Raw genomic sequence first — 23285 nt, 5'->3', positions numbered from 1 at the left:
TCACCGGTTCTGCCTCCGCGGGGACGCGGCAGATGCCGCAAGCCTGAGATCAGGCACCGGTCGGACCATTTCGCCCGGACAAGCCGAACGAACGGGCCAAACCCCCGCGTGTGTGATGGCGGTCTTATAGGGATCGCAACGGCCCGGTGCAATAGGCTATGCGAAAGCTCGGTCGGGATCGGCGCTTTCTGCCGCGCCTTACACAAGCTCTACTTGAACAATTCCCTGTACAGCCCTGAGGGCGCTGGCGATTTGCGGGCTGACGGTGTAACGGCCCGGCAGGTTCATCTCGATCTCGCGCCGCCCATCCTCCAGAAGGAGAACCAGACTGACCGAGCCGTCGCCGGTTGGCGCAAGGTGCCGCTGGACACTCGGCAGCGGCTGCCCGTCCCGCATATAGACCCGGATCTGCTTCAGGCTCGACACGAATTTTTCAATCGGCTCAACGGATTGGATCTGAAGGCTGATCCCTTCCGGCCGGTCCTCGGCACTGACCAGGACGACAACCGAGCGGCCTGATTCAAGTAGTTCGCGATACTTGGCGAGGTTTTCCGAGAAGATTACCGCCTCGTAGGAACCGCTTGGATCCGAGAGTTGGACGACTCCCATGCGGTTGCCGGTCCGGGTGCGGCGCTCCTGCTTGGAGGTGACGGTACCGGCAAGCCTGCCGGCCGTCGCGCCGCGCTGGACCGACTCGACAAAGGTCCCCCAGTTCTGCACCCGCAATCGCTCCAGCACCGAGGCATACTCGTCGAGCGGATGGGCCGAGAGGTAAAAGCCGACCGCATCGTGCTCGCGCTTGAGCTCTTCCGCCGCCAGCCATGGCTCGACAACCGGCAGGACCACCGGCTCGGCCACCGCGCCGGGGCCGCCGAACAGTTCGGACTGGCCGACCGCGGCGCTGTCCTGCCGGCGCGTGGCGAGCCCCATCACCCGGTCGACGCCGGCATGGACGCGAGCCCGGTCAGGCTCGATCTCGTCAAAAGCGCCTGCGGCGACAAGGCTTTCCAGCGACCGCTTGTTGAACAGCTTCGGATTGATGCGCCCGGCGAAATCCGCCAGGTCGGTGAACGGGCCGCTGGCGCGCGCGTCGACCAGATGCTCGACCGCCTGCGCGCCGACGCCCTTGATGGCGCAAAGCGAATACAGGATGCGCCCGTCCTCGACGTTGAACTCGACGCCGGAGCGATTGACCGACGGCGCCTCGACCGCGATGTCGAGGCGGATCGCCTCGCGGCGGAATTCAGCCACCTTCTCGGTATTGCCGGTGTCCAGGGTCATCGAGGCGGCCAGGAACTCGGCCGGGTAGTTGGCCTTCATATAGGCGGTCTGGTAGGTGATGAACGCGTAAGGTGCGGAATGCGACTTGTTGAAACCGTATTCAGCGAACTTGGCGCAGGCGTCGAAGATGACATTGGCCAGGCTCCGGTCGATGCCGCGCTCGGTGGCGCCCTCGAGGAAGCGGCCGCGCTGGGCGTCCATCTCCGCCTTGATCTTCTTGCCCATGGCGCGGCGGAGAAGATCCGCCTCCGCCAGGCTGTAGCCGGCCAGCACCCGGGCGATCTGCTGAACCTGCTCCTGATAGGTGATGATCCCGTAGGTCGGCGCCAGAATCGGCTCGAGCTTGGGGTGGAAGAACTCAACCTGCTCGACGCCGAGCTTGCGGGCGCAATAGCTCGGGATATTGGCCATCGGGCCCGGCCGGTAGAGCGCGACCAGGGCAATCAGGTCCTCGAAGCGATCCGGCCGCATGTCGACCAGCGCCCGTCGCATGCCGGCGCTTTCAACCTGGAACACGCCGACGGTCTCGCCGAGCGCCAGCATGTCGAAGGTCTTCTTGTCGTCCAGCGGGATGCGCAGGAGATCGAGCTCAATGCCCCGCTCCCGCACCATGCGCGCCGCGATGTCGAGGACGGTCAGCGTCTTGAGGCCGAGGAAGTCGAACTTCACCAGCCCGGCATTCTCCACCCACTTCATGTTGAACTGGGTGACCTGCATGCCTGAGCGCGGGTCGCGGTAGAGGGGAACAAGCTGGTTCAGCGGCCGATCGCCGATGACGATGCCGGCGGCGTGGGTCGAGGCGTGCCGGTAAAGCCCCTCCAGCTTGTTGGCGATGGTCAGTAGCCGGTCGACGACCGGCTCCTCCTCGCGCATCTCCTGGAGCCGCGGCTCGTCGGCGACCGCCTTTTCCAGCGATACCGGGGCGGCCGGGTTGAACGGAATCATCTTGGCGATGCGGTCGACCTGCCCGTATGGCATCTGCAGGACGCGCCCGACGTCGCGCAGGCAGGCCCGCGCCTGCAGGCTTCCGAAGGTGATGATCTGCGCCACATGATCGGCGCCGTATTTCTGCTGGACGTAGTGGATCACCTCGTCGCGCCGGTTCTGGCAGAAATCGATGTCGAAATCCGGCATCGAGACGCGGTCGGGATTGAGGAAGCGCTCGAAAATCAGCCCGAACCGCAACGGGTCGAGGTCGGTGATGGTCAGGACCCAGGCGACCAGCGAGCCGGCGCCCGAACCACGGCCGGGACCGACGGGAATCGACTGGGCCTTCGCCCACTGGATGAAATCGGCAACGATCAGGAAGTAGCCGGGATACTTCATCCGCTCGATGACGCCGAGTTCGAACTCGAGCCGCTCATTGTAGTCGTCGACGGTAAGCCCCGGCGCCAGGCCGTGGACCGCAAGCCGCTTCTCCAACCCGGTCCGCGCCTTCTCCCGCAATGCCTGCGCCTCGGCGGCATCGGCAGTCTCGGGGTCGGCGCCGGCGCCGGCGAACCGCGGCAGGATCGGTCGACGCACCGACGGCCAGTAGGCCGAGCGCATGGCGATCTCGACCGTGTTGGCGGTCGCCTCCGGCAGGTCGCTGAACAGCTCGACCATTTCGGCCCGGCTCTTGAAATAGTGCTCCGGGGTCAGCCGCCGGCGGTTGTCCTCGCCGATCACCGCGCCTTCGGCGATGCAGATCAGGGCATCATGCGCCTCATAGTCCTCGCGGGCGGGGAAAAAGCATTCGTTGGTCGCTACTAGCGGCAGGTTGCGGGCATAGGCCAGCTCGACCAGTTGCGGCTCGACGAACTGCTCGCTCGACAGGCCATGGCGCTGGAGTTCGACATAGAGGTCATCGGCGAAGATCGCCTTCAACCGGTCGAGCTGGCCGGCGGCAACCGCGACCTGTCCCGCGGCGATCGCGCGGTCGACCGGTCCGCCCGGCCCCCCTGTGAGCGCGACCAGTCCTTCGGCATCGGCAGCGAGCCGATCAAGCGTCAGGTGCGGCTTGTCGCCGGGCTCGGCATCCATGAACGAGGACGAAACCAGCCGGACGAGATTCCAGTATCCTTGCTCGCTGGCGGCGATCAGTACGATGTCCGAGAGGCGCTTCTGTTGCGGTGGCCCGCCGGGCAACCGGTCGCCCTCGCCCGCCTCGCCGAAATCGATGGCCATCTGGCAACCGACGATCGGCTGGATTCCCTCGGAAGCGATCTTCTCGGAGAATTCGAGCGCGCCGAACAGGTTGCCCGTATCGGTGATCGCAAGGGCCGGCATGCGGTCGGCCACGGCAAGCGCTGCCAGCTTCTTCAGCGGCAGCGCGCCTTCCAGCAGCGAACATGCGGTATGTACCCGCAGATGGACGAAGCCGACATCCTCGGCAATGCGACTCATGGCGCGATCCTCTTCGCACCAAGTGTCGCGGACGGCCCACCTCATGTCCACGCCGCTCCCCGGTTTTCACCGGGCAGTATCGTCACATCACGAGGCGAACAGCCTCCGACATGACACCGATCGAGGCGATGAAGGTGGTGACGACGATCAAAGCGGTTATGTCCTTGATGAAAGCGGTCATTTTCCGATCCCTCTCTTGTTGGGATCGCACTATGTTCTTGTTTTGTTCTCTTGTCAAGGCACCCGGTATCGGGGTCGTGTCTCAGTTTGAAATCACAGGGAAATACCGAACCGGGCAAGCGCCCAGGACATGGCGAAATACAGCGAGACGGTAAGCAGGCAGCAAAGCCCGAGGGCGAGCCAGAAACCGAGGCCCGCGCGGAGCAGAACGGGCAGGACGAGGAACATCGGCAGGCTTGGCAGGATGAACCAGAAGGTGGACTGAGACAACGCCGCGATGCTCTCGGTGTCCCCCGCGTCGCGATAGAACCAGACGAAGGCGAGCAGCGAGGTGAGCGGCAGGGAGACGACCAGCGCGCCAAGTGCGGGGCTACGCTTGGCGACCTCCGAGACGGTGGCGACGATGGCGCCCGACACTAGCGCCTTGATCAGCAGATAGAGCATCTTCGCCTCCGTCTTGTGGGTAGAGCGGCCATTAGGGCATGGGCCGCGGCAAGCGTTCGATCCAGTGGTTCGCCCCGCGCCGCGATGCCGCCACCGTCAGCGGCCGGTCTTCAGCACAAGGCAAGCGCCGCCCGCCTGTTGCAGGCGCTCGCAGATGCCGGCGGCCTCGTCCCGCGTCTGCGCGGGAACGCGAATCTGGAAGACGGGCGCGTTGCCACGACTGCGATTGACGTCACGGACCACCATCGGCGCCTGCCCGCCCAGTACCGTGGCGAAGCGCTGTTGCTGGCGGCTGTAGGCGGCCATCGCCCGGTTGAGCGAGAAGTTGCCGGCGACCTGGACACCCCAGGGCGCCCAATCGGCCTTGTCGACGCGCACCACGAGTTCAGCGCCGGCGCCGGGTCTGGCGAGGCGGGCGGCGAGTTCCAGGCACCCCTCCCCGGTTTCCGCCGCTGTCCCGGGTTTCGCCGGGATTTCGGGCTCGGGCGCCTTCCACTCCTCGGCCGTGCGGCCGGTGATCGAGACGACATACCTGCGGGTTTCAAACGGCAGGCCGCCTGAGTCGGCGAGCCAGTTCTCGACGCGTCGCTCGCCCGAATTGTAAGCCGCAGCCGCCAGCCCGAGATTGCCGAACTTGTCGGTGAGGTCGCGGAGATAATGGGCGGAAGCCGGGATCGCCTCGATCGGATCGAACGGATCCGTCAGCTTGCGCAATGCGGCCGTGCCCGGCATGAACTGGGCAATGCCCTGGGCTCCCTTCGGGCTGACTGCGTCCGCCCGAAAACTGCTTTCCTTCCAGATCAACCGGGTGAAGTAGTCAATCGGCAGCCGGTGGGTCCCGGCGGCTGCCTCGATCAGGGCACAGATCGTCTGCGGATCGTCATCGGCCGCTTCTTCGGTGGCGGCGGCGTCCTCCAGCACGTCGGTCGCCACGGGAGGCGCGGATTCTTCCGCCTCGGCAAGGCAGGCGAACGTGATGAGGATTGCCGCGAGTACCGGTCGCAGCATTGCTGCTACTCCAGTTCGACGACCTTGCCCCCTTGCAGGGTAATGCGCCGATCCATCCGGGCGGCGAGGTCGTGATTGTGGGTCGCGATCAATGCGCCGAGTTTCGATGCGCGCACGAGCCGCGTCAATCCATCGAAGACGTAGCCGGCGGTGGTCGGGTCGAGGTTTCCTGTCGGCTCATCGGCCAACAGCAACCGCGGCGCGTTGGCGACGGCGCGGGCAATGGCGACACGCTGCTGCTCGCCACCTGAGAGCTCGGACGGCCGGTGGCTGGCGCGCTCCTTGACCCGCATGTAGTTCAGCAATTGCATCGCCCGCTGGGTAGCGACAGGCTTGGACAGGCCACGGATCAACTGCGGGATGACGACGTTTTCGAGCGCACTGAATTCGCCGAGCAGATGGTGGAACTGGTAGACGAAGCCGATCTGGACACGTCGGATCGCGGTGCGGTCCGCGTCGGACAGCTTGCCGGCGGCCCGGCCGGCGATGATGACTTCGCCCTCGTCCGGCTTCTCCAGCAGTCCGGCGATCTGGAGAAGCGTCGACTTGCCGGCGCCCGAGGGCGCGGCAAGCGCCACCAGTTCCCCAGGATAAAGGTCGAAATCGGCGCCCGACAGCACGGTCAGGCGGCTGGCACCTTCGTTGAAATGCCGCTCCACCCCGCGCAACCGAAGGATCGACGCCCTCTCCCGATCCGCCGGCGCGACCGTGCTCATTCGTAGCGCAGCGCTTCGACCGGATCGAGCCGCGCCGCGCTCCAGGCCGGATAGAGCGTGGCCAGGAAGGACAGGCCGAGAGTCATGACGATCACCGACGCCGTCTCGCCGAAATCAAGGTCAGCGGGAAGCTGGCTGAGAAAATAGAGCTCGGATGAAAAGACGTCGGTGGTGAACAGCGAGGCGATCCACTCACGGATGGTCTCGATATTGACCGAGATAAGCACCCCGAGCAGGAAACCGGCAAACGTGCCGATGGCGCCGATCGACGACCCGATGATGAAGAAGATCCGCATGATCGCCCCGCGCGTCGCGCCCATCGTCCTGAGGATCGCAATGGCGTGACCCTTCTCCTTCACCAGCATCGTCAGCCCGGAAATGATGTTCAGGGCGGCGATGAGGATGATCAGGCTGAGGATCAGGAACATGACGTTGCGTTCGATCTCGAGCGCCGAGAAGAAGGTGACGTTGCGCTGCTGCCAGTCGGTCAAAAGAATCTGCCGGTCGGCCGCCCGTTCGATCGCCGGCCGCAATTCGCCGACGAGATCCGCGTTGTCGAGATAGATCTCGATCGCACTGGCCTCGTCGCCGAGGTTGAAGAAGGCCTGGGCCTCTCCAAACGGCATGAAGACGAAGCTCGAATCGTATTCGGACATGCCGATCTCGAAGATCGCTGTGACCGGATAGGCCTTGATTCGCGGCGTCACGCCAAGCGGCGTCACGTTGCCGTTCGGCGACACAAGGGTCAGGTTGCTGCCGATCGTCAGCCCGAGCGACGCCGCAAGGCGCGTGCCTATGGCGACGCCCCCGGCGGCCTCGAAATCGACGAGGCTGCCAAGCTGGATATTCTCGGCGACACCGCGCACGTTCGGCAGGTCGACATCGCGGATGCCGCGCGCCAGCACGCCGCTGGAACTGTTCGTGCCGCTGGCCAGGGCCTGTCCCTCGACGAGCGGAATTGCCGAGGCGACCCCATCGACCATCACGATTCGCGACGAGACCGCGTCGTAATCGGTCAGTGGCGAATCCATCGCCTGGATGATCAGGTGGCCGTTCAGGCCAAGGATCTTGTCGATCAGCTGGGCGCGGAATCCGTTCATCACCGCCATGACGATGATCAGGGTCGCGACCCCGAGCATGATGCCGATGAAGGAAAAGCCGGCGATCACCGATATGAACGCCTCGCGCCTGCGGGCCCGCAGGTAGCGGCCAGCCAGCATCCACTCGAAGCGCGAAAATGGTCCGGTCCCGGCCGGCAACGGTTTCGGCCGCGCGGCCCGGGTCTTGCGACTGTCCGGCCGCTCGGGAAGAGCGTCCGTCGGGTTACCCGGCAACGAGTCGGTTGATTGCAGCATCAATCGTCAGCGTCTCTCGTTCGCCGGTTGCACGCCGCTTGATCTCGACCTCACCCGAAGCGATTCCCTTTGGACCGACAATGACCTGCCAGGGCAGGCCAATCAAATCCATTGTCGCGAATTTTGCCCCGGCGCGATTGTCGACATCATCGTATAGGACATCGATTCCGGCTTTCGTGAGGCGCTCGTAGATTCCCTCGGCGGCGGCGCTGGTCGCCTCGTCGACAGGCTTGAGGTTGATCAGCCCGACTGCGAAGGGTGCGACGCTGTCCGGCCAGATGATCCCGTCGTCGTCGTGCGAGGCCTCGATGATGGCGCCGGCGAGTCGCGAAACGCCGACACCGTAGGAACCGCTGTGCACCGGCCGCTCCACCCCGTCCGGTCCGGCGACGGTCGCCTTCATCGGCGCCGAGTATTTCGTGCCGAAGTAGAAGACCTGGCCGACCTCGATTCCACGAGTGTGCAACCGCTTGTCTTCGGGTACCTCGCGCTCGAACCGCTCCTGGTCATGCACGTCTTCCGTCGCCGCATAATAGGCGGTCCAGGGGGCGATCGCGGCGTCGAGATCGCCACTGTAGTCGAAACCCTCGCCGGGCACCGGCTGGTCGAGCACATCCTTGTGGCAATAGACGCCCGATTCGCCGGTTTCCGCCAGCACCAGGAACTCGTGGCTGAGGTCGCCGCCAATTGGCCCGGTCTCGGCCCGCATCGGGATGGCGGTCAGGCCCATGCGGGCGAAGGTGCGCAGGTAGGCGACGAACATCTTGTTGTAGGAGATGCGGGCCGCAGCCTCGTCGATGTCGAAGGAATAGGCATCCTTCATCAGGAACTCGCGACCCCGCATGACGCCGAAGCGCGGCCGGACCTCGTCGCGAAACTTCCACTGGATATGATAGAGATTGAGCGGCAGGGCCTTGTAGGACGAGACGTAGGAACGGAAGATCTCCGTCACCATCTCCTCGTTGGTCGGGCCGTAGAGCATGTCGCGCTCGTGGCGATCGACAATCCGCAGCATCTCCTTGCCGTAGTCGTCATAGCGCCCGCTCTCCCGCCACAGATCGGCCGGCTGGATGGTCGGCATCAGGATTTCGACGGCGCCGGCGCGGTCCTGCTCCTCGCGCACGATGCGCTCGATGCGCGACAGCACCCGCTGGCCGAGCGGCAGCCAGGAGTAGATTCCGGCGGCTTGCTGGCGGACCAGGCCGGCGCGCAGCATCAGCCGGTGTGAGACGATCTCGGCCTCTTTCGGAGTCTCGCGAAGGATCGGGAGAAAGTAGCGGGACAGGCGCATGGCGAATGGCGATTCCTCAGGAGGATTGACGGGCGGCAGTCAATCGAGACGCTGCCCAAAAGACAAGCCCCGGGATTCGCCCGGGCAGTCGTGCTGAGCCGGCAAAGCTCTTGATGCTGGCGCCCCCCCCTTGACGGGCGGGGAGATCCGGCATCCGGTCCGTATGCAAAAAAATTGAGCCGTCGTCGCACAAATAGATGACAAGCCGTTCGAGTTTCGCTACGGTCTTTAACATAAAGGGAGATGGGAACAGGCTGATCAAAAAGCCTCTCATTCACCCGAATAAGAAAAGGCATCGCGGTCTAAGTCTTGGGAGGAAGATCCCTTTGGGCGCGCCAATCGGTTGCTGCCGCCCAACTCTGAGGAAAGGCTCAATCAGCCAATTGAGTCATTGAGTTAGGCAATAAGGGTTATGACGCGGAACTCTGCAAGCAAGGCTGAAAAGCCTTGCTTTTTTTATTGCCGCGGCAGGAAGTAATCGGCGATGCCTTCCACCCCGAAGCCGAGCTGATCCACCACATACCAGATGATCGCCGTGACGATCGCCGCGACGACCGTCGTTGCAATCGCCTTGCGCAACATTCTTGGGTTGTGCGGGGCGCTGGACACCGTCCCCAGAATCACCTCGCCCTCGTCGTCCTGCGTCCGCATGCCCCAGGGCAGGACCGCGAAAAGGACGATCCACCAGACGACGAAAAAGATCGCGATGATACTGACGACACTCATGACGATCGCGATCCTATGCCTGTTCCAGTTCGATCAGCGTCCCGAGAAAATCCTTCGGATGAAGAAACAGCACCGGCTTGCCATGGGCGCCGGGTCGCGGCTGGCCTGATCCCAGGATCCGGGTACCGGCTGCTTCAAGCTGTTTGCTCGCAGCTGCGATGTCGTCGACCTCGTAGCAGAGATGGTGGATCCCGCCATCGGGATTCCGTTCGAGGAACCGGGCGAGCGGCGAGTCGGCGCCCAGCGGTTCGAGCAGTTCGATCTTGGTGTTCGGCAGCTCGACGAAGACCGTGGTGACGCCGTGCTCCGGCTGGGGAGCCGGCTCCGATACGCGGGCGCCGAGACGATCGCGATAGAGCGCGGTCGCGGCGGCGAGGTCCGGCACCGCGATGGCGACGTGATTGAGGCGACCGATCATGACGGTCCCGTCATACGACCGTCAGGAAGACCGTGCAATTCGGCTTTTTGCCCCATATCGCCGCGACCTCGGCGCGCACGGCGCGGCGAACCGCCTCGCGGACGGTGTCGGCCTGCCTGCGGCGGCGGGGAATCGACTCGATGGCGCCAAGCGCCGCGTCGAGGACGCTCTCGGCGAGTGACTCACCAGCCATGTCCTCATCCGGCAGCCCAACCAGCGCCACGGCCGGATCGCCAAGCATCGCCCCCTTGGCATCCATGACCACCGAAACCGAGACATGCCCGGCGAAGGCAAGCCGCCGCCGCGCCGCGATCCCCATGCCCTCCATCGTTCCGATCAGCCGTCCGTCGCGGTAGAGGCGACCGGCGGCGATCTCGTCGACGACGCCCGGGGCCTCCGGCGCCAGCCGGATCATCGTGCCATTCTCGATCCTGAGAACCGTCTTGACGCCAAGTTCCTCGGCCAGCTCGGCATGGGCTTCGAGATGCATTGCCTCGCCATGCACCGGCACCGCGATCTCCGGCTTGAGCCAGCCATAGAAGTGGCGCATTTCCTCGCGCCGGGGGTGACCGGACACATGCACGAGCCGGTCGCGATCGGTCATCACCCGGATGCCCCGCTTCACCAGCGCATTGACGATGCGGTTGATCGGCACCTCGTTGCCGGGAATGGCGCGTGACGAGAAGACGACCAGGTCACCCTTGTCGAAGCTCACCTGGCGATGATCGTCGGCCGCGATCCGGGCCAGGGCCGCCCGCCCCTCGCCCTGGCTGCCGGTCAGCAGCGCAAGCACCTTGTTGCGCGGCAGGTGCTGGAAGGCTTCCTCGTCGAGAAACGGCGGCAAGCCCGCCAGAATGCCCAACTCGCTGGCCACGTCGATCATCCGTCGCAGCGACCGTCCGACGACCACGACCTCGCGCCCCGCCCTGGCCGCGGCCAGCGTGATCGACCGGATCCGCCCGACATTGGAGGAGAAGGTCGTGAAGGCCACCCTCCCCTTGGCGCTGGCGACGACATCGGCGATCTCGTGGGCGACTTCCTGCTCGCTCGGACTGCGCCCCTCGCGATAGGCATTGGTCGAGTCGCTGACCAGCGCCAGCACCCCCTCCTCGCCGATTTCGCGCAGGCGCGCCTCGTCGGTCGGCAGCCCGACCACGGGCGTATCGTCAAGCTTCCAGTCGCCGCTATGCAGCACGAGGCCAAGCGGCGTCCGGATCGCCAGCGCATTCGCCTCGGGAATCGAGTGGGCGACGTTGATGTATTCGATCTCGAACGGCCCCGCCTTGAACCGCCCGCCGGGCGCGACAATGGTCACCGGGATTACCTCGGCGCCCGGCTCCGAGGCCGCCTTGGCGTTGAGGAGACCGGCCGTGAAGGCGGTGGCGAAGACGGGCACGCGCAGTCGCGGCCACAGCTCGATCAACGCGCCGTAGTGGTCCTCATGGGCATGCGTGATCAGGATTCCGGCGAGGTTGATCCGCTCCTCTTCGAGGTAGGAGATATCGGGAAAGATCACGTCGGCGCCCGGTGCCTCCTCGCCCGGGAAGCCGATGCCGAAATCGACGGCGATCCAGGTGCGATGGTGCTCCGGGCCGTAGCCGTAGAGGCCGAGATTCATCCCGATCTCGCCGACGCCGCCGAGGGGCAGAAATACCAGTTCTTCCTGTCTGCGTGCCAATTGCTGCCTCGTTACCCCCGGCCGGCGAAGAACAGGTCGCCCGCACTGATTGTTTCGCAGCCGCCGTCCGGCCGACCGAGCACCAGGCGACCGGCGTCGTCGAGCGTATCGAAACGCCCCTCGATCGACCGGTCCGCGAGGTTGACTGTTATCGGCTCGCCGACACCGAAGGCGCGATCGAGCCATGCCGACCGGATGTCCGCGAATCCGGCCCCCCTGTCCCAGCGGCGGATTTCCTCCGCCATGTTCAGCGCCAAGCGCTCGAACAACGTCTCGCACTCGACGACGACGCCGGCCGAGACGAGATCGCCAGCAGCGTGGACGGTGCCTTCCTCCGGGTGGGAGCGGCAGTTGACGCCGATACCGACCGCGAGCGCGAACCGCCCGTCGGCGAGCTTCTCGCCCTCGACCAGGATGCCGGACACCTTCCGCCCGGCGAGCAGCAGGTCATTCGGCCATTTCAGCTTGAGCCCTGCCGAGGGCGCCGGCCCGGTGAGGTCGATGATCGCGCGGTGAAGAGCAAGCCCGGCGACGAAGGATATCGTCGCTGCGACCGCCTGAGGCGCCGGATCGACCAGGAGGAGCGACGCCGCAAGATTGCCGCGCCCCGTCGTCCACGCCCTGCCCCGCCGGCCGCGTCCCGCGGTCTGTTCCCCTGCGGTGATCCAGAGGTTGCCCGGGTCGCCAGTCCGGGCGCGCTCCAGCGCGAGGGAACTGGTGGATGGAACACTGTCATGCGCCTCGCGGCGGTACCCGGATGGAAGCCCCGTCGTTTCCATTACCCCGTCGGGAAGAAGGTCTGGGCGGCCAATCCCGCGGCACTGCCGACCGGGCCGGCAACGATCACGAAGAAGACGATGAACGCGGTGCTGACCCCGAGGATGACTCGCAATTCGGTCGGCATAGGCTCGAAGCCGGTCGCCGGATCGTCGAAATACATGATCTTGATAATGCGCAGATAGTAGTAGGCGCCGACGACACTGGCGACCACGCCAATGACGGCAAGGACGTAAAGCCCGGCCTCGATCGCGGCGAGGAAGACGTAGAACTTGGCGAAGAAGCCGGCGAGCGGCGGAATGCCGGCCAGCGAGAACATGATCGCCGCCAGCATGAAAGCCATGATCGGATGCGTCTTCGACAGCCCGGCGAGGTCACCGATCTCGTAGACCATCCCCTCACGCCGCCGCATCGAGAGAATGACCGCGAACGCGCCAATGGTCATCGCCAGGTAGATGGTGATGTAGATGATGACGCCCTGCACGCCGGCCTCGGTCCCGGCGGCGAGGCCAACCAGGGCGTAGCCCATATGGCCGATCGACGAATAGGCCATCAGCCGCTTGATGTTGCGCTGGCCGATCGCCGCAAAGGCGCCAAGCACCATCGACGCGATGGCGATGAAGGAAAGGATCTGCTGCCAGTCGGCGGTAATCGGCGCAAAGGGGCTGACCACGACCCGGATGAACAGCGCCATGGCGGCGACCTTTGGCGCGGCGGCGAAGAAGGCGGTGACCGGCGTCGGCGCACCTTCGTAGACGTCCGGCGTCCACATGTGGAACGGGACGGCCGAGATCTTGAACGCCAGGCCGGCGATCAGGAAGACCAGCCCGAAGACCAGCCCGAGCGACGGCGTGCCGTCCGACAGCGCGGTCGCGATACCCGGGAAGGTCGTCGTTCCGGTGAAGCCATAGACCAGCGATGCGCCATAGAGGAGCATGCCGGAGGACAGCGCCCCGAGGACGAAGTATTTCAGGCCGGCCTCGGTGGACCGGACGGAATCCCGGTTGATCGCCGCGATGACGTAAAGCGCGAGCGACTGCAGTTCGAGGCCGAGATAAACGGCGATCAAGTCGTTCGCCGAGATCATCATCATCATGCCGAGCGTCGCGATGACGATCAGCACGGGGTACTCGAAGCGCTCGAACTTGTGGGCCCGCGCGTAACCGATCGACATGACGATGGCGACCGCCGATCCCAGCAGCGCAAGCAGCTTCATGAAGTGGGCGAACGGATCGAGGATGAAGGCGCCGCTGAAGGTGACGCCTTCCGACGGCGATGCGACAAGGGCAATGCCGGCAACGACGAGCAGCGCGATCGACAGGCCGTTGATCAGCGGGGTCGACCGCTCGCCGACGAAAACACCGATCATCAGCAGCGCGAGCGCCCCGACCGCGAGGATGATCTCCGGCAGCGCCGGAATGAGGTCCGGGAACATCATCAACTGACTTCTCCGCGCAGTATCGTCATGGCGCGGCCACGGCGAGTTTGCCGGCGGCGGACAACGCCGCCTGGTAGTTCGCGACCAACTGATCGACCGAAGCCGCGGTCACATCCAGAATGGGTGCGGGATAGAAACCGAAGAGCAGCGTCAGCACGACAAGCGGCCCGAGGATCAACTGTTCCCGTGGCGACAGGTCGAGAATGTCCTTGAGGCTGCCTTTCTCGAGCTTTCCGAAAACCACCCGCCGGTAAAGCCACAACGCATAGGCGGCCGAAAGGATGATGCCGGTCGTTGCGAGGAAAGCGGCCCAGGTGTTGACCTGGTAGGTACCGATCAGGGTGAGGAACTCTCCGACGAAGCCCATCGTCCCCGGCAAACCGACATTGGCCATGGTGAAGAGCATGAAGGCGGCGGCATAGAGAGGCATGCGGTTCACCAGCCCGCCATAGGCGGCGATCTCGCGGGTATGCATGCGGTCGTAGACCACACCGACGCACAGGAACAGCGCGCCGGAAATCAGGCCGTGCGACAGCATCAGGAAGATGCTGCCCTGTACGCCCTGCGTCGTCATCGCGAACATACCCATGGTCACGAAGCCCATATGGGCGACGGACGAATAGGCGATCAGCTTCTTCATGTCCTTCTGCATCAGCGCAACGATCGAGGTGTAGATGATCGCCACCACCGAGAGCGTGAAGATGAAGGGCGCGAAGTCGGCCGAGGCGAGCGGGAACATCGGCAGCGAGAAGCGCAGGAAACCGTAGCCGCCCATTTTCAGCAGGATGGCCGCCAGGATGACGGAACCGGCCGTCGGCGCCTCGACATGGGCGTCCGGCAACCAGGTATGGACCGGCCACATCGGCATCTTGACCGCGAAGCTGGCGAAGAAGCCGATCCACAGCCAGGTCTGCATCCCGGCCGGGAACTGGACATCCATCAGCTTGACGATGTCCGTCGTCGAGCAGGTCGCGGCGATGCCGCCGGCCGCCGGGTCGCAGGGAACGACGGTGCCCGAATACCAGTACATCGCCATAATCGCGAGCAGCATCAGGACGGAGCCGAGCAGCGTGTAGAGGAAGAACTTGAAGCTCGCATAGACCCGGCGCGGACCGCCCCAGATGCCGATGATCAGGAACATCGGAATCAGGCCGCCCTCGAAGAACAGGTAGAAAAGCACCAGGTCGAGGGAGCAGAAAACGCCGATCATCAGCGTTTCCATCACCAGGAAGGCGACCATGTAGGCCTTGAACTGGTGCTTTACGGTTCGCTTGCTGGCCAGGATGCACAGCGGCATCAGGAAGGTGGTGAGGATGACGAACAGCATCGAGATGCCGTCGACGCCCATCTGGTAGCTGATGCCGGCACCCAGCCAGTCCACCCGCTCCACCATCTGGAAGCCGGGATTGGCGCTGTCGAAATTGAACCAGACGAACAGCGACAGCACGAAGGTGACGCTGGTGGTCCACAGCGCGACATTGAAGATGTTGCGGCGCGCGATGTCGTCGTCGCCGCGGATGACGAGCACCAACAACGCCCCGACCAGAGGCAGGAAGATGATGGTGGAAAGGATCGGCCATTCGCTCATCGGTCGGTCCTCACGCCGCGAACATCAGATAGGTGACCAACAGCGCGACACCGATCAGCATGGCGAAGGCGTAATGGTAGAGATAGCCGGTCTGCAGCCGCACGATCCGTGACGTGGCGCCGAGCACCCATGACGAGACGCCATCCGGCCCGAAGCCGTCGATCAGCCAGCCGTCGCCCTTGCGCCACAAGAAGCGGCCGAGCCACTTCAGCGACCGCACGAAGAGGAAGTCGTAGAGCTCGTCGAAATACCACTTGTTGAGCAGGAACCGGTAGAGCCAGTCGTGGCGCGCGGCGAGCCGCTTCGGCCCGTCCAGGTTGACCATGTAGAAGTAGTAGGCAAGGCCAAATCCGATCACCATCATCACCGTCGGCAGGATGGTCGCCGTGAACGGCAGGTGATGCATCTCCTTGAGCAGGTGGTTCTCGGTCACCAGGTCGAGCGCGCTCTTCCAGAAGGCGTTGTGCTCATCGCCGATGAACAGGCCATGGAAGATGAGACCGCCGAACAATGCACCGAAGGCCAGCACCATCATCGGACCCAGCATCACCCAGGGCTGCTCATGGACCCGCTTCAGCAGGTCGCCGGCGATCCGGGTCTTGCCGTGGAAGGTCATGAAGATCAGCCGCCACGTATAGAGCGCGGTCAGCAGCGCCGCCCCCAGCGTCAGGACGTAAGCGTAGCCTGCCATCGGATTCGTCGCGACCTCGGTCGCCTCGATGATGGCGTCCTTCGAGAAATAGCCGGCGGTGAACGGGAAGCCGGTCAGCGCCAGTCCGCCAATCACCATCATCGCGTAAGTGATCGGGATCTGCTTCCGCAGGCCGCCCATCTTCCGCATGTCCTGCTCGTCTTCCATCGCGTGGATCACCGATCCGCAGGCGAGGAACAGCAGGGCCTTGAAGAAGCCGTGGGTGAAGAGGTGGAAGATGCCGACCGAGTAGGCGCCAACCCCGAGGGCGGCGAACATGTAGCCGAGCTGCGAACAGGTCGAATAGGCGACTACCCGCTTGATGTCGTTCTGGACGATGGCGATCGTGGCGGCGAAGAAACAGGTCGTGGCGCCGATGAAGGTGACGAAGATCAGCGCGAACGGCGAGAGCTCGAACACCGGCGACAGCCGCGCCACCATGAAGACGCCGGCGGTGACCATGGTCGCGGCATGGATCAGCGCCGAGACCGGGGTCGGGCCTTCCATCGCGTCCGGCAGCCAGGTGTGCAGCATGAACTGCGCCGACTTGCCCATCGCGCCCATGAACAGCAGCAGGCAGATGACGGTCAGCGCGTCGAGTTCCCACGACAGGAAGTGGAATGTCGTCCCGGCAATGGTCGGCGCGTTGGCGAAGATCGTCTCGTATTCGACCGAATTGAACACGACGAAAATGCCGAAGATACCGAGCGCGAAGCCGAAATCGCCGACCCGGTTGACGACGAAGGCCTTGATCGCGGCGGCGTTGGCCGCCGGCCGCTGGTACCAGAAGCCGATCAGCAGATAGGAGGCGAGACCGACGCCCTCCCAGCCGAAGAAGAGCTGAACGAGATTGTCTGAGGTCACCAGCGCCAGCATGGCGAAGGTGAACAGAGACAGGTAGGCGAAGAAGCGCGGCCGGTATGGATCGTGCGCCATGTAGCCGAAGGAATAGACGTGAACGACCGCTGACACGGTGGTCACCAGCGCCATCATCACGACGGTCAGCGTGTCGATCCGCAGCGCCCAGTCGACGGCCAGCGTGCCGGAATCGAACCAGGTGAAGACCGGGATACGCTGGACCGCGTCGTCGCTCAGGCCGACCGAGAAGAAGGCGATCCACGAAAGGATCGCCGTGATGATCAGCAATCCCGAGGTGATGACCTCCGCCGGCCGCGAACCGACGGCTGCAGGCTCGTGGTCGTGTCCGTGGTCGTCGGCGCCGTTCTCGCTCTCGGCGTGGCCGCGCGACGGAGCGCGATGGCCGGGACCGTTGGCGGCGGCCGGCGCGGTGCGGCCATGGGCGCCATAGATCGAGATCGCGCCGGCAATGATCGCGCCGATCAGCGGAAGGAAGACGATGGCCGAGTACATGCCGCCCTCAACCCTTCATCAGGTTTACGTCTTCGACCGCGATCGAACCGCGGTTGCGATAGAAGACGACAAGAATTGCAAGTCCGATCGCTGCCTCGGCGGCGGCGACGGTGAGAACGAGAAGCGCGAAGACCTGGCCGACCATGTCGCCCAGGAAGGATGAAAACGCCACGAGGTTGATGTTGACCGCCAGCAGGATCAGTTCGATCGACATCAGGATGACGATGACGTTCTTGCGGTTGATGAAAATGCCGAAGATCCCGAGCGTGAACAGGATCGCGGCGACCGCGAGGTAATGGCCGAGCCCGATCGCCATCAGATTCCCTTCCCCGATTCGACCTTGCGAACCTCAACCGACGTTGCCGGCGAACGCGCGACCTGGTCGGGAATCGACTGGCGCTTGACGTTCTCGCGATGGCGCAGCGTCAGCACGATGGCGCCGACCATCGCGACCAGCAGCACCATGCCCGCTGCCTGGAAGAAGTAGACGTAGCGCGTGTAGAGGATCGCGCCGAGCGCTTCCGTATTGGTCATGCCGGATGGCGGCGGCGCCGTCACCATCGCATCGCTGGCGAAGGTCCAGCCGACGATGACGAGCAGCAGTTCGGCGAGCAGGACGATGCCGATCAGGGCGCCGATCGGCAGGTAGTCGAGGAAGCCCTGCCGCAGTTCGACGAAATCGACGTCGAGCATCATGACAACGAACAGGAAGAGCACCGCCACCGCGCCGACATAGACGACGATCAGGATCATCGCCAGGAATTCGGCGCCGAGCAGAACGAACAGGCCGGCGGCGTTGACGAAGGCAAGGATCAGGAACAGCACCGAGTGGACCGGGTTCCGCGAACCGATCACCATCACCCCCGAGGCGATGACCAAGGCGGAAAAGAGATAAAAGAAGATCGCGCCGAGAACCATGTCAGCGTTTCACCCGTTGGCCGTCGCTTGCAAGCGCCGGTGTCTTAGACATTTGGTCCGCCCCCGTCCAATGCTTCATCGGTATTGCGCGTCCGCCGCAAGATTGGAGGCGATATCGCGCTCCCAACGGTCGCCGTTGGCGAGCAGCTTGTCCTTGTCGTAGTACAACTCTTCGCGCGTCTCGGTGGCGAATTCGAAGTTCGGGCCCTCGACGATCGCGTCGACCGGGCATGCCTCCTGGCAGAAGCCGCAATAGATGCACTTGACCATATCGATGTCGTAGCGGGTCGTCCGGCGGGTGCCGTCGTTGCGCCGCGGACCGGCCTCGATGGTGATCGCCTGGGCCGGGCAAATCGCCTCGCAGAGCTTGCAGGCGATGCAGCGCTCCTCGCCATTGGGATAGCGGCGCAGCGCATGCTCTCCACGGAAACGAGGAGAAACCGGCCCCTTTTCAAATGGATAGTTCAGCGTCGCCTTCTTGCTGAAGAAATATCCCATCGACATCCAGAAGGCCGAGAGAAACTCGGTCATGAAGAGTGACTTGGCTGCCTGATCGAGTCTCATCTCAGGCTCCCCAACCGGTCAGTTGCAGGACGAAAGCGACCGCGACGACCATGAACAGCGAGATCGGCAGGAAGACCTTCCAGCCGAGTCGCATCAACTGGTCGAAGCGGTAGCGCGGAACGAAGGCCTTCACCATGGCAAACATAAAGAAAACCGCGCTGACCTTCAGGATGAACCAGATCACGCCCGGCACCCAGGTGAAGGGCACGACGTCGACCGGCGGCAGCCAGCCGCCGAGGAACAGGATCGTGGTCAGCGCGCACATCAGCACGATCGCCACGTATTCCCCGAGCATGAACAGCATGTAGGGGGAGGACGAATATTCGACCATGAAGCCGGCGACGAGTTCCGATTCCGCCTCGACCAGGTCGAAGGGCGGGCGGTTGGTCTCGGCCAGCGCCGAAATGAAGAAGATCACGAACATCGGCAGCAGGACGAGCCAGTGCCAGTCGAGGAAGCTGCTCGGAAGGCCAAGCTCCGTCCCGAGCCCCTTGCCCTGCGCCAGGACGATGTCAGTGAGATTGAGCGACCCCACGCACAACAGCACGGTGACGATGACGAAGCCGATCGAGACCTCGTAGGAGACCATCTGCGCAGCGGAGCGCAAGGCGCTGAGGAAGGGATATTTCGAATTCGACGACCAGCCGGCCATGATGACGCCGTAGACGCCAAGCGAGGAGATCGCGAAAATGTAGAGGATGCCGACGTTGATGTCGGCGATCACCCAGCCGGCGGCGACCGGCACAACCGCCCAGGCCGACAACGCGAGAACCGTCGTCACCAGCGGCGCGAGAAGGAAGACGCCCTTGTTGGCGCCGGCCGGAATGACCGGCTCCTTGAGAACGAACTTGATCAGGTCGGCGAAGGACTGGAGCAGCCCCCAGGGACCGACGACGTTCGGCCCGCGGCGCATCTGGACCGCCGCCCAGATCTTGCGATCGGCATAGAGGATATAGGCAACGAAGATCAGCAGCACGACCAGCAGCAGCAGGCTCTGGCCGATCATGATCGCGGCCGGCACCACGTAGTCGTTGAAGAATTCGCCCATCCGCCCTACTCCGCCGCGCTTGCCGGCCGGTCGGCGGCGAGCGCCGAGCATTCCGCCATCACTGCCGAGGCGCGGGCGATCGGATTGGTCAGGTAGAAGTCGTCAATGGCATTGCGGAAGGCGCCGGACGACGGATTGCCGGGGTCAGAACCGAGCGCCGCGACATCGTCCACCGAGCCGGGCTCGATCTGATCGACACGCAGGAAATGCGGCTTGTCGCGATAGAGCGCCGCCCGCAACTCGGCCAGCGAGTCGAATGGCAGCTTGTGGCCGAGCACATCGGAAAGCGCCCGCAGGATGGCCCAGTCCTCGCGCGCTTCGCCGGGCGGGAACGCTGCCCGGGCCGCCATCTGCACGCGGCCTTCGGTATTGACGTAGGTCGCCGATTTCTCGGTATAGGCGGCGGCCGGCAGGATGACATCGGCGCGGTGTGCGCCGGCATCGCCGTGGCTGCCGATATAGACGACAAAGGTCTCGCCGAGCGCGTTCACGGTGATTTCGTCGGCGCCGAGCAGGAACATCACGTCGATCTCGCCGGCGGCCGCTGCCGCAACCATGCCGATGACGTCGTGGCCATCGTCCCCCGGCACAAAGCCGAGATCGAGTCCTCCGACTCGTGAAGCGGCGGTATGGAGCACCGCGAGGCCGTTCCAGCCCTCGTCGTGTTCGCCACCCGCGGCCAGCTTGGCGGCGAGCTTCAGCACGACATCGCCATCCGGCCGGGCCAGCGCGCCCTGCCCGACGATCACCATCGGCCGCTTGGCGCCGGCAAGCGTCTCGGCAAAGCTGTGGTCGCCTGCAACCAGGCTCGACAGGGTGTCCGGGCCGGCGCCGAGATAGTCGTAGGAATAGGTCAGATCGACCTGCTCGCCGATCAGCGCGACCTTGACCTTGCCGCGCCGCCAGCGATCCCGGATCCGGGCATTGAGGACGGCAGCCTCCTGGCGCGGGTTCGAGCCGACGATCAGGATGGCGTCGGCAGTATCGATCCCGTCGATCGTCGGGTTGAAGATGTAGCTGGCGCGGCCGGCGGCCGGATCGAGCTTCGCCCCGTCCTGGCGGCAGTCGATATGCGGCGAGCCGAAGGCATCCATCAGCCCCTTGAGGGCGTACATCTCCTCGACGCCGGCCAGATCGCCGGCAATCGCCGCGATACGATTCGGGTCGATATTTGCTGTCTTCTCGGCAATCGCGCTGAAGGCCTGCGCCCATGTCGCGGGCTCAAGCCGGCCATTCCGCCGGATATAGGGGCGGTCGAGCCGCTGCGCGCCAAGCCCGTCCCAGATGAACCGGGTCTTGTCCGAAATCCATTCGGCGTTCACCGATTCGTTGAGGCGCGGCATGATCCGCATCACGGCCCGGCCGCGCGTATCGACGCGGATAGCCGATCCCACCGCGTCCATGACGTCGACGGATTCGGTCTTGGTCAGTTCCCAGGGCCGCGCCTGGAAGGCATAGGGGCGCGAGGTCAGCGCACCGACCGGGCAAAGGTCGATGACATTGCCCTGCAGCTCGGAGCTCATCGCCTTTTCGAGATAGGTGGTGATCTCCATGTCCTCGCCGCGGCCGGTCGCCCCGAGTTCGGGCACGCCGGCGACCTCGGCCGAGAAGCGGATGCAGCGCGTGCAATGGATGCAGCGCGTCATGATCGTCTTGACCAGCGGGCCGATATACTTGTCCTCGACGGCGCGCTTGTTCTCCTTGAAGCGGCTGCCATCGACGCCATAGGCCATCGCCTGGTCCTGCAGGTCGCACTCGCCGCCCTGATCGCAGATCGGGCAGTCGAGCGGATGGTTGATCAGCAGGAATTCCATCACGCCTTCGCGCGCCTTCTTCACCATCTTCGACTTGGTGAACATCTCCGGCGGCTGGCCTTCCGGGCCGGGCCTGAGGTCGCGAACGTTCATCGCGCAGGACGCGACGGGCTTGGGCGGTCCGCCCTTCACCTCGATCAGGCACATGCGGCAATTGCCGGCGATGGAAAGCCGCTCGTGGTAGCAGAAGCGCGGAATCTCGGCTCCGGCCGCCTCGCATGCCTGCAGCAGCGTGTACTCAGCCGGTACTTCGATTTCCTGGCCGTCGACCTTGATCAGGGGCATTATTCGGCCGCCTCTACCATGAGCGGATCACCGACCGCAGGTTTCGCCGCATACTGGTCGATCCGCTCCTCGATCACATGACGGAAGTGGCGGATCAAGCCCTGGACCGGCCAGGCGGCCGCGTCGCCGAGGGCACAGATCGTGTGGCCCTCGACCTGGTAGGTGACCTCGAGCAGCATGTCGATCTCGCGCTTCTCGGCGCGGCCCTCTGCCATCCGCTCCAGCACCCGCCACATCCAGCCGGTACCTTCCCGGCACGGCGTGCACTGGCCGCAACTCTCATGCTTGTAGAAATACGCCAGCCGGGCGATCGCCCGGATCATGTCGGTCGACTTGTCCATGACGATCACAGCCGCCGTGCCGAGGCCCGACTTCAGTTCGCGCAGGGTGTCGAAGTCCATGAAAAGGTCGTCGCATTGCGACGCCGGCAGACACGGCACCGACGCCCCGCCCGGGATCACCGCAAGAAGGTTGTCCCAGCCGCCGCGCACGCCACCGCAGTGGCGCTCGATGAGTTCGCGAAGCGGGATTCCCATCTCCTCCTCGACGGTGCAGGGCTTCTCGACATGCCCGGAAATGCAGAACAGCTTGGTGCCGACATTCTTCGGCCGGCCGATGCCAGAGAACCAGGCGGCGCCGCGACGCAGGATCGTCGGGCCAACCGCGATCGACTCGACATTGTTGACCGTCGTCGGGCAGCCATAGACGCCAACGCTCGCCGGGAATGGCGGCTTCAGGCGCGGCATGCCCTTCTTGCCTTCAAGCGACTCGAGCAACGCCGTCTCCTCGCCGCAGATATAGGCGCCGGCGCCGTGATGGACGATGATGTCGAAGTCCCAGCCGTTCTTGTTGTTCTTGCCGATCAGCTTCGCCTCATAGGCCTGATCGACCGCCGCCTGAAGCCGCTCCCGCTCACGGATGAATTCGCCGCGCACATAGATGATCGCGGTATGGGCGCCCATCGCGAAGCTGGCGACGAGACATCCCTCGACCAGCGTATGCGGGTCGTGCCGCATGATCTCGCGGTCCTTGCAGGTGCCTGGCTCGGATTCGTCCGCGTTGACAACCAGATAGGCCGGCCGGCCGTCGGATTCCTTCGGCATGAAGGACCACTTCAGCCCGGTCGGGAAACCGGCGCCGCCACGGCCGCGAAGCCCCGACGCCTTCATCTCGTCGACGATCCACTCACGCCCCTTGTCGAGCAGCGCCTTGGTGTTGTCCCACTGGCCGCGCGCCATCGCGCCCTTCAGGCCCCAGTCATGGAGGCCGTAAAGGTTGGTGAAGATCCGGTCCTTGTCGTCCAGCATGT

19 protein-coding genes are annotated in these 23285 nt (G+C 64.5%); all 19 read right to left on the bottom strand.

Annotated elements, in window-relative coordinates:
- Positions 1-198: 198 nt before the first annotated feature.
- The gene (gene dnaE / locus BLT60_RS04765; RefSeq protein ID WP_090875095.1) at positions 199-3666 is read right to left on the bottom strand and encodes a DNA polymerase III subunit alpha; all 3468 of its coding nucleotides are present in this window, start codon (positions 3664-3666) and stop codon (positions 199-201) included.
- A gap of 273 nt (positions 3667-3939) precedes the next feature.
- On the bottom strand, positions 3940-4290 hold the full coding sequence (locus BLT60_RS04760; RefSeq protein WP_090875094.1) for a DUF3147 family protein: 351 nt from the start codon (positions 4288-4290) through the stop codon (positions 3940-3942).
- 96 nt (positions 4291-4386) lie between these two features.
- Positions 4387-5298 (bottom strand): lytic transglycosylase domain-containing protein, encoded by a 912-nt coding sequence (locus BLT60_RS04755; RefSeq protein ID WP_090875093.1) that lies wholly within the window; start codon positions 5296-5298, stop codon positions 4387-4389.
- A 5-nt stretch (positions 5299-5303) separates the two neighbouring features.
- Entirely contained in the window at positions 5304-6014 is a 711-nt protein-coding gene (locus tag BLT60_RS04750; RefSeq protein ID WP_090875092.1) for an ABC transporter ATP-binding protein, read from the bottom strand.
- A complete protein-coding gene (locus BLT60_RS04745) occupies positions 6011-7234 on the bottom strand; it encodes a lipoprotein-releasing ABC transporter permease subunit (RefSeq protein ID WP_090875091.1) in 1224 nt (407 codons plus the stop codon). The genes BLT60_RS04750 and BLT60_RS04745 overlap by 4 nt, the downstream gene beginning before the upstream one ends.
- Before the next feature lie 103 nt (positions 7235-7337).
- Complete coding sequence (proS, locus tag BLT60_RS04740) at positions 7338-8660, bottom strand: proline--tRNA ligase (protein ID WP_090875090.1); 1323 nt, start codon at positions 8658-8660, stop codon at positions 7338-7340.
- A 456-nt stretch (positions 8661-9116) separates the two neighbouring features.
- Complete coding sequence (locus tag BLT60_RS04735; protein ID WP_090875089.1) at positions 9117-9386, bottom strand: DUF1467 family protein; 270 nt, start codon at positions 9384-9386, stop codon at positions 9117-9119.
- Positions 9387-9399: 13 nt separating this feature from the next.
- Positions 9400-9804, bottom strand: coding sequence for a methylmalonyl-CoA epimerase (gene mce / locus BLT60_RS04730; RefSeq protein WP_090875088.1), 405 nt, complete (start codon positions 9802-9804; stop codon positions 9400-9402).
- Between the two features lie 10 nt (positions 9805-9814).
- Positions 9815-11422, bottom strand: coding sequence for a ribonuclease J (locus BLT60_RS04725; RefSeq protein ID WP_090875734.1), 1608 nt, complete (start codon positions 11420-11422; stop codon positions 9815-9817).
- Between the two features lie 71 nt (positions 11423-11493).
- Positions 11494-12261, bottom strand: a complete 768-nt coding sequence (locus BLT60_RS04720; protein ID WP_090875087.1) for a biotin--[acetyl-CoA-carboxylase] ligase — start codon at positions 12259-12261, stop codon at positions 11494-11496.
- The gene (nuoN, locus tag BLT60_RS04715; protein ID WP_090875086.1) at positions 12261-13694 is read right to left on the bottom strand and encodes an NADH-quinone oxidoreductase subunit NuoN; all 1434 of its coding nucleotides are present in this window, start codon (positions 13692-13694) and stop codon (positions 12261-12263) included. The genes BLT60_RS04720 and nuoN overlap by 1 nt, the downstream gene beginning before the upstream one ends.
- A 28-nt stretch (positions 13695-13722) precedes the next feature.
- The gene (locus BLT60_RS04710) at positions 13723-15285 is read right to left on the bottom strand and encodes an NADH-quinone oxidoreductase subunit M (protein ID WP_090875085.1); all 1563 of its coding nucleotides are present in this window, start codon (positions 15283-15285) and stop codon (positions 13723-13725) included.
- Positions 15286-15295: 10 nt separating this feature from the next.
- On the bottom strand, positions 15296-17347 hold the full coding sequence (gene nuoL, locus BLT60_RS04705) for an NADH-quinone oxidoreductase subunit L (RefSeq protein ID WP_090875084.1): 2052 nt from the start codon (positions 17345-17347) through the stop codon (positions 15296-15298).
- Positions 17348-17354: 7 nt separating this feature from the next.
- A complete protein-coding gene (gene nuoK, locus BLT60_RS04700; protein ID WP_090875083.1) occupies positions 17355-17663 on the bottom strand; it encodes an NADH-quinone oxidoreductase subunit NuoK in 309 nt (102 codons plus the stop codon).
- Positions 17663-18265, bottom strand: a complete 603-nt coding sequence (locus BLT60_RS04695) for an NADH-quinone oxidoreductase subunit J (RefSeq protein ID WP_090875082.1) — start codon at positions 18263-18265, stop codon at positions 17663-17665. Before BLT60_RS04695 ends, nuoK begins: the two co-directional genes overlap by 1 nt.
- 75 nt (positions 18266-18340) lie before the next feature.
- Positions 18341-18829, bottom strand: coding sequence for an NADH-quinone oxidoreductase subunit NuoI (nuoI, locus tag BLT60_RS04690; protein ID WP_090875081.1), 489 nt, complete (start codon positions 18827-18829; stop codon positions 18341-18343).
- 1 nt (position 18830) lies between these two features.
- Entirely contained in the window at positions 18831-19877 is a 1047-nt protein-coding gene (gene nuoH / locus BLT60_RS04685; RefSeq protein ID WP_090875733.1) for an NADH-quinone oxidoreductase subunit NuoH, read from the bottom strand.
- A gap of 5 nt (positions 19878-19882) precedes the next feature.
- A complete protein-coding gene (gene nuoG / locus BLT60_RS04680; protein WP_090875080.1) occupies positions 19883-21976 on the bottom strand; it encodes an NADH-quinone oxidoreductase subunit NuoG in 2094 nt (697 codons plus the stop codon).
- Positions 21976-23283, bottom strand: a complete 1308-nt coding sequence (gene nuoF / locus BLT60_RS04675; protein ID WP_090875079.1) for an NADH-quinone oxidoreductase subunit NuoF — start codon at positions 23281-23283, stop codon at positions 21976-21978. Before nuoF ends, nuoG begins: the two co-directional genes overlap by 1 nt.
- Between the last annotated feature and the right edge of the window lie 2 nt (positions 23284-23285).

The organism is Bauldia litoralis (genome assembly GCF_900104485.1).
Lineage (GTDB): Bacteria > Pseudomonadota > Alphaproteobacteria > Rhizobiales > Kaistiaceae > Bauldia > Bauldia litoralis.
The sequence above is the reverse complement of the archived record's forward strand: the minus strand, read 5'-3'. Positions and strand labels throughout refer to the sequence as shown.

Bases quoted from the DNA above. Each gene is read 5' to 3' on its own strand.
- dnaE (WP_090875095.1), bottom strand. From the start codon at position 3,666: ATGAGTCGCATTGCCGAGGATGTCGGCTTCGTCCATCTGCGGGTACAT.
- BLT60_RS04760 (WP_090875094.1), bottom strand. From the start codon at position 4,290: ATGCTCTATCTGCTGATCAAGGCGCTAGTGTCGGGCGCCATCGTCGCC.
- BLT60_RS04755 (WP_090875093.1), bottom strand. From the start codon at position 5,298: ATGCTGCGACCGGTACTCGCGGCAATCCTCATCACGTTCGCCTGCCTT.
- BLT60_RS04750 (WP_090875092.1), bottom strand. From the start codon at position 6,014: ATGAGCACGGTCGCGCCGGCGGATCGGGAGAGGGCGTCGATCCTTCGG.
- BLT60_RS04745 (WP_090875091.1), bottom strand. From the start codon at position 7,234: ATGCTGGCTGGCCGCTACCTGCGGGCCCGCAGGCGCGAGGCGTTCATA.
- proS (WP_090875090.1), bottom strand. From the start codon at position 8,660: ATGCGCCTGTCCCGCTACTTTCTCCCGATCCTTCGCGAGACTCCGAAA.
- BLT60_RS04735 (WP_090875089.1), bottom strand. From the start codon at position 9,386: ATGAGTGTCGTCAGTATCATCGCGATCTTTTTCGTCGTCTGGTGGATC.
- mce (WP_090875088.1), bottom strand. From the start codon at position 9,804: ATGATCGGTCGCCTCAATCACGTCGCCATCGCGGTGCCGGACCTCGCC.
- BLT60_RS04725 (WP_090875734.1), bottom strand. From the start codon at position 11,422: ATGAATCTCGGCCTCTACGGCTACGGCCCGGAGCACCATCGCACCTGG.
- BLT60_RS04720 (WP_090875087.1), bottom strand. From the start codon at position 12,261: ATGGAAACGACGGGGCTTCCATCCGGGTACCGCCGCGAGGCGCATGAC.
- nuoN (WP_090875086.1), bottom strand. From the start codon at position 13,694: ATGTTCCCGGACCTCATTCCGGCGCTGCCGGAGATCATCCTCGCGGTC.
- BLT60_RS04710 (WP_090875085.1), bottom strand. From the start codon at position 15,285: ATGAGCGAATGGCCGATCCTTTCCACCATCATCTTCCTGCCTCTGGTC.
- nuoL (WP_090875084.1), bottom strand. From the start codon at position 17,347: ATGTACTCGGCCATCGTCTTCCTTCCGCTGATCGGCGCGATCATTGCC.
- nuoK (WP_090875083.1), bottom strand. From the start codon at position 17,663: ATGGCGATCGGGCTCGGCCATTACCTCGCGGTCGCCGCGATCCTGTTC.
- BLT60_RS04695 (WP_090875082.1), bottom strand. From the start codon at position 18,265: ATGGTTCTCGGCGCGATCTTCTTTTATCTCTTTTCCGCCTTGGTCATC.
- nuoI (WP_090875081.1), bottom strand. From the start codon at position 18,829: ATGAGACTCGATCAGGCAGCCAAGTCACTCTTCATGACCGAGTTTCTC.
- nuoH (WP_090875733.1), bottom strand. From the start codon at position 19,877: ATGGGCGAATTCTTCAACGACTACGTGGTGCCGGCCGCGATCATGATC.
- nuoG (WP_090875080.1), bottom strand. From the start codon at position 21,976: ATGCCCCTGATCAAGGTCGACGGCCAGGAAATCGAAGTACCGGCTGAG.
- nuoF (WP_090875079.1), bottom strand. From the start codon at position 23,283: ATGCTGGACGACAAGGACCGGATCTTCACCAACCTTTACGGCCTCCAT.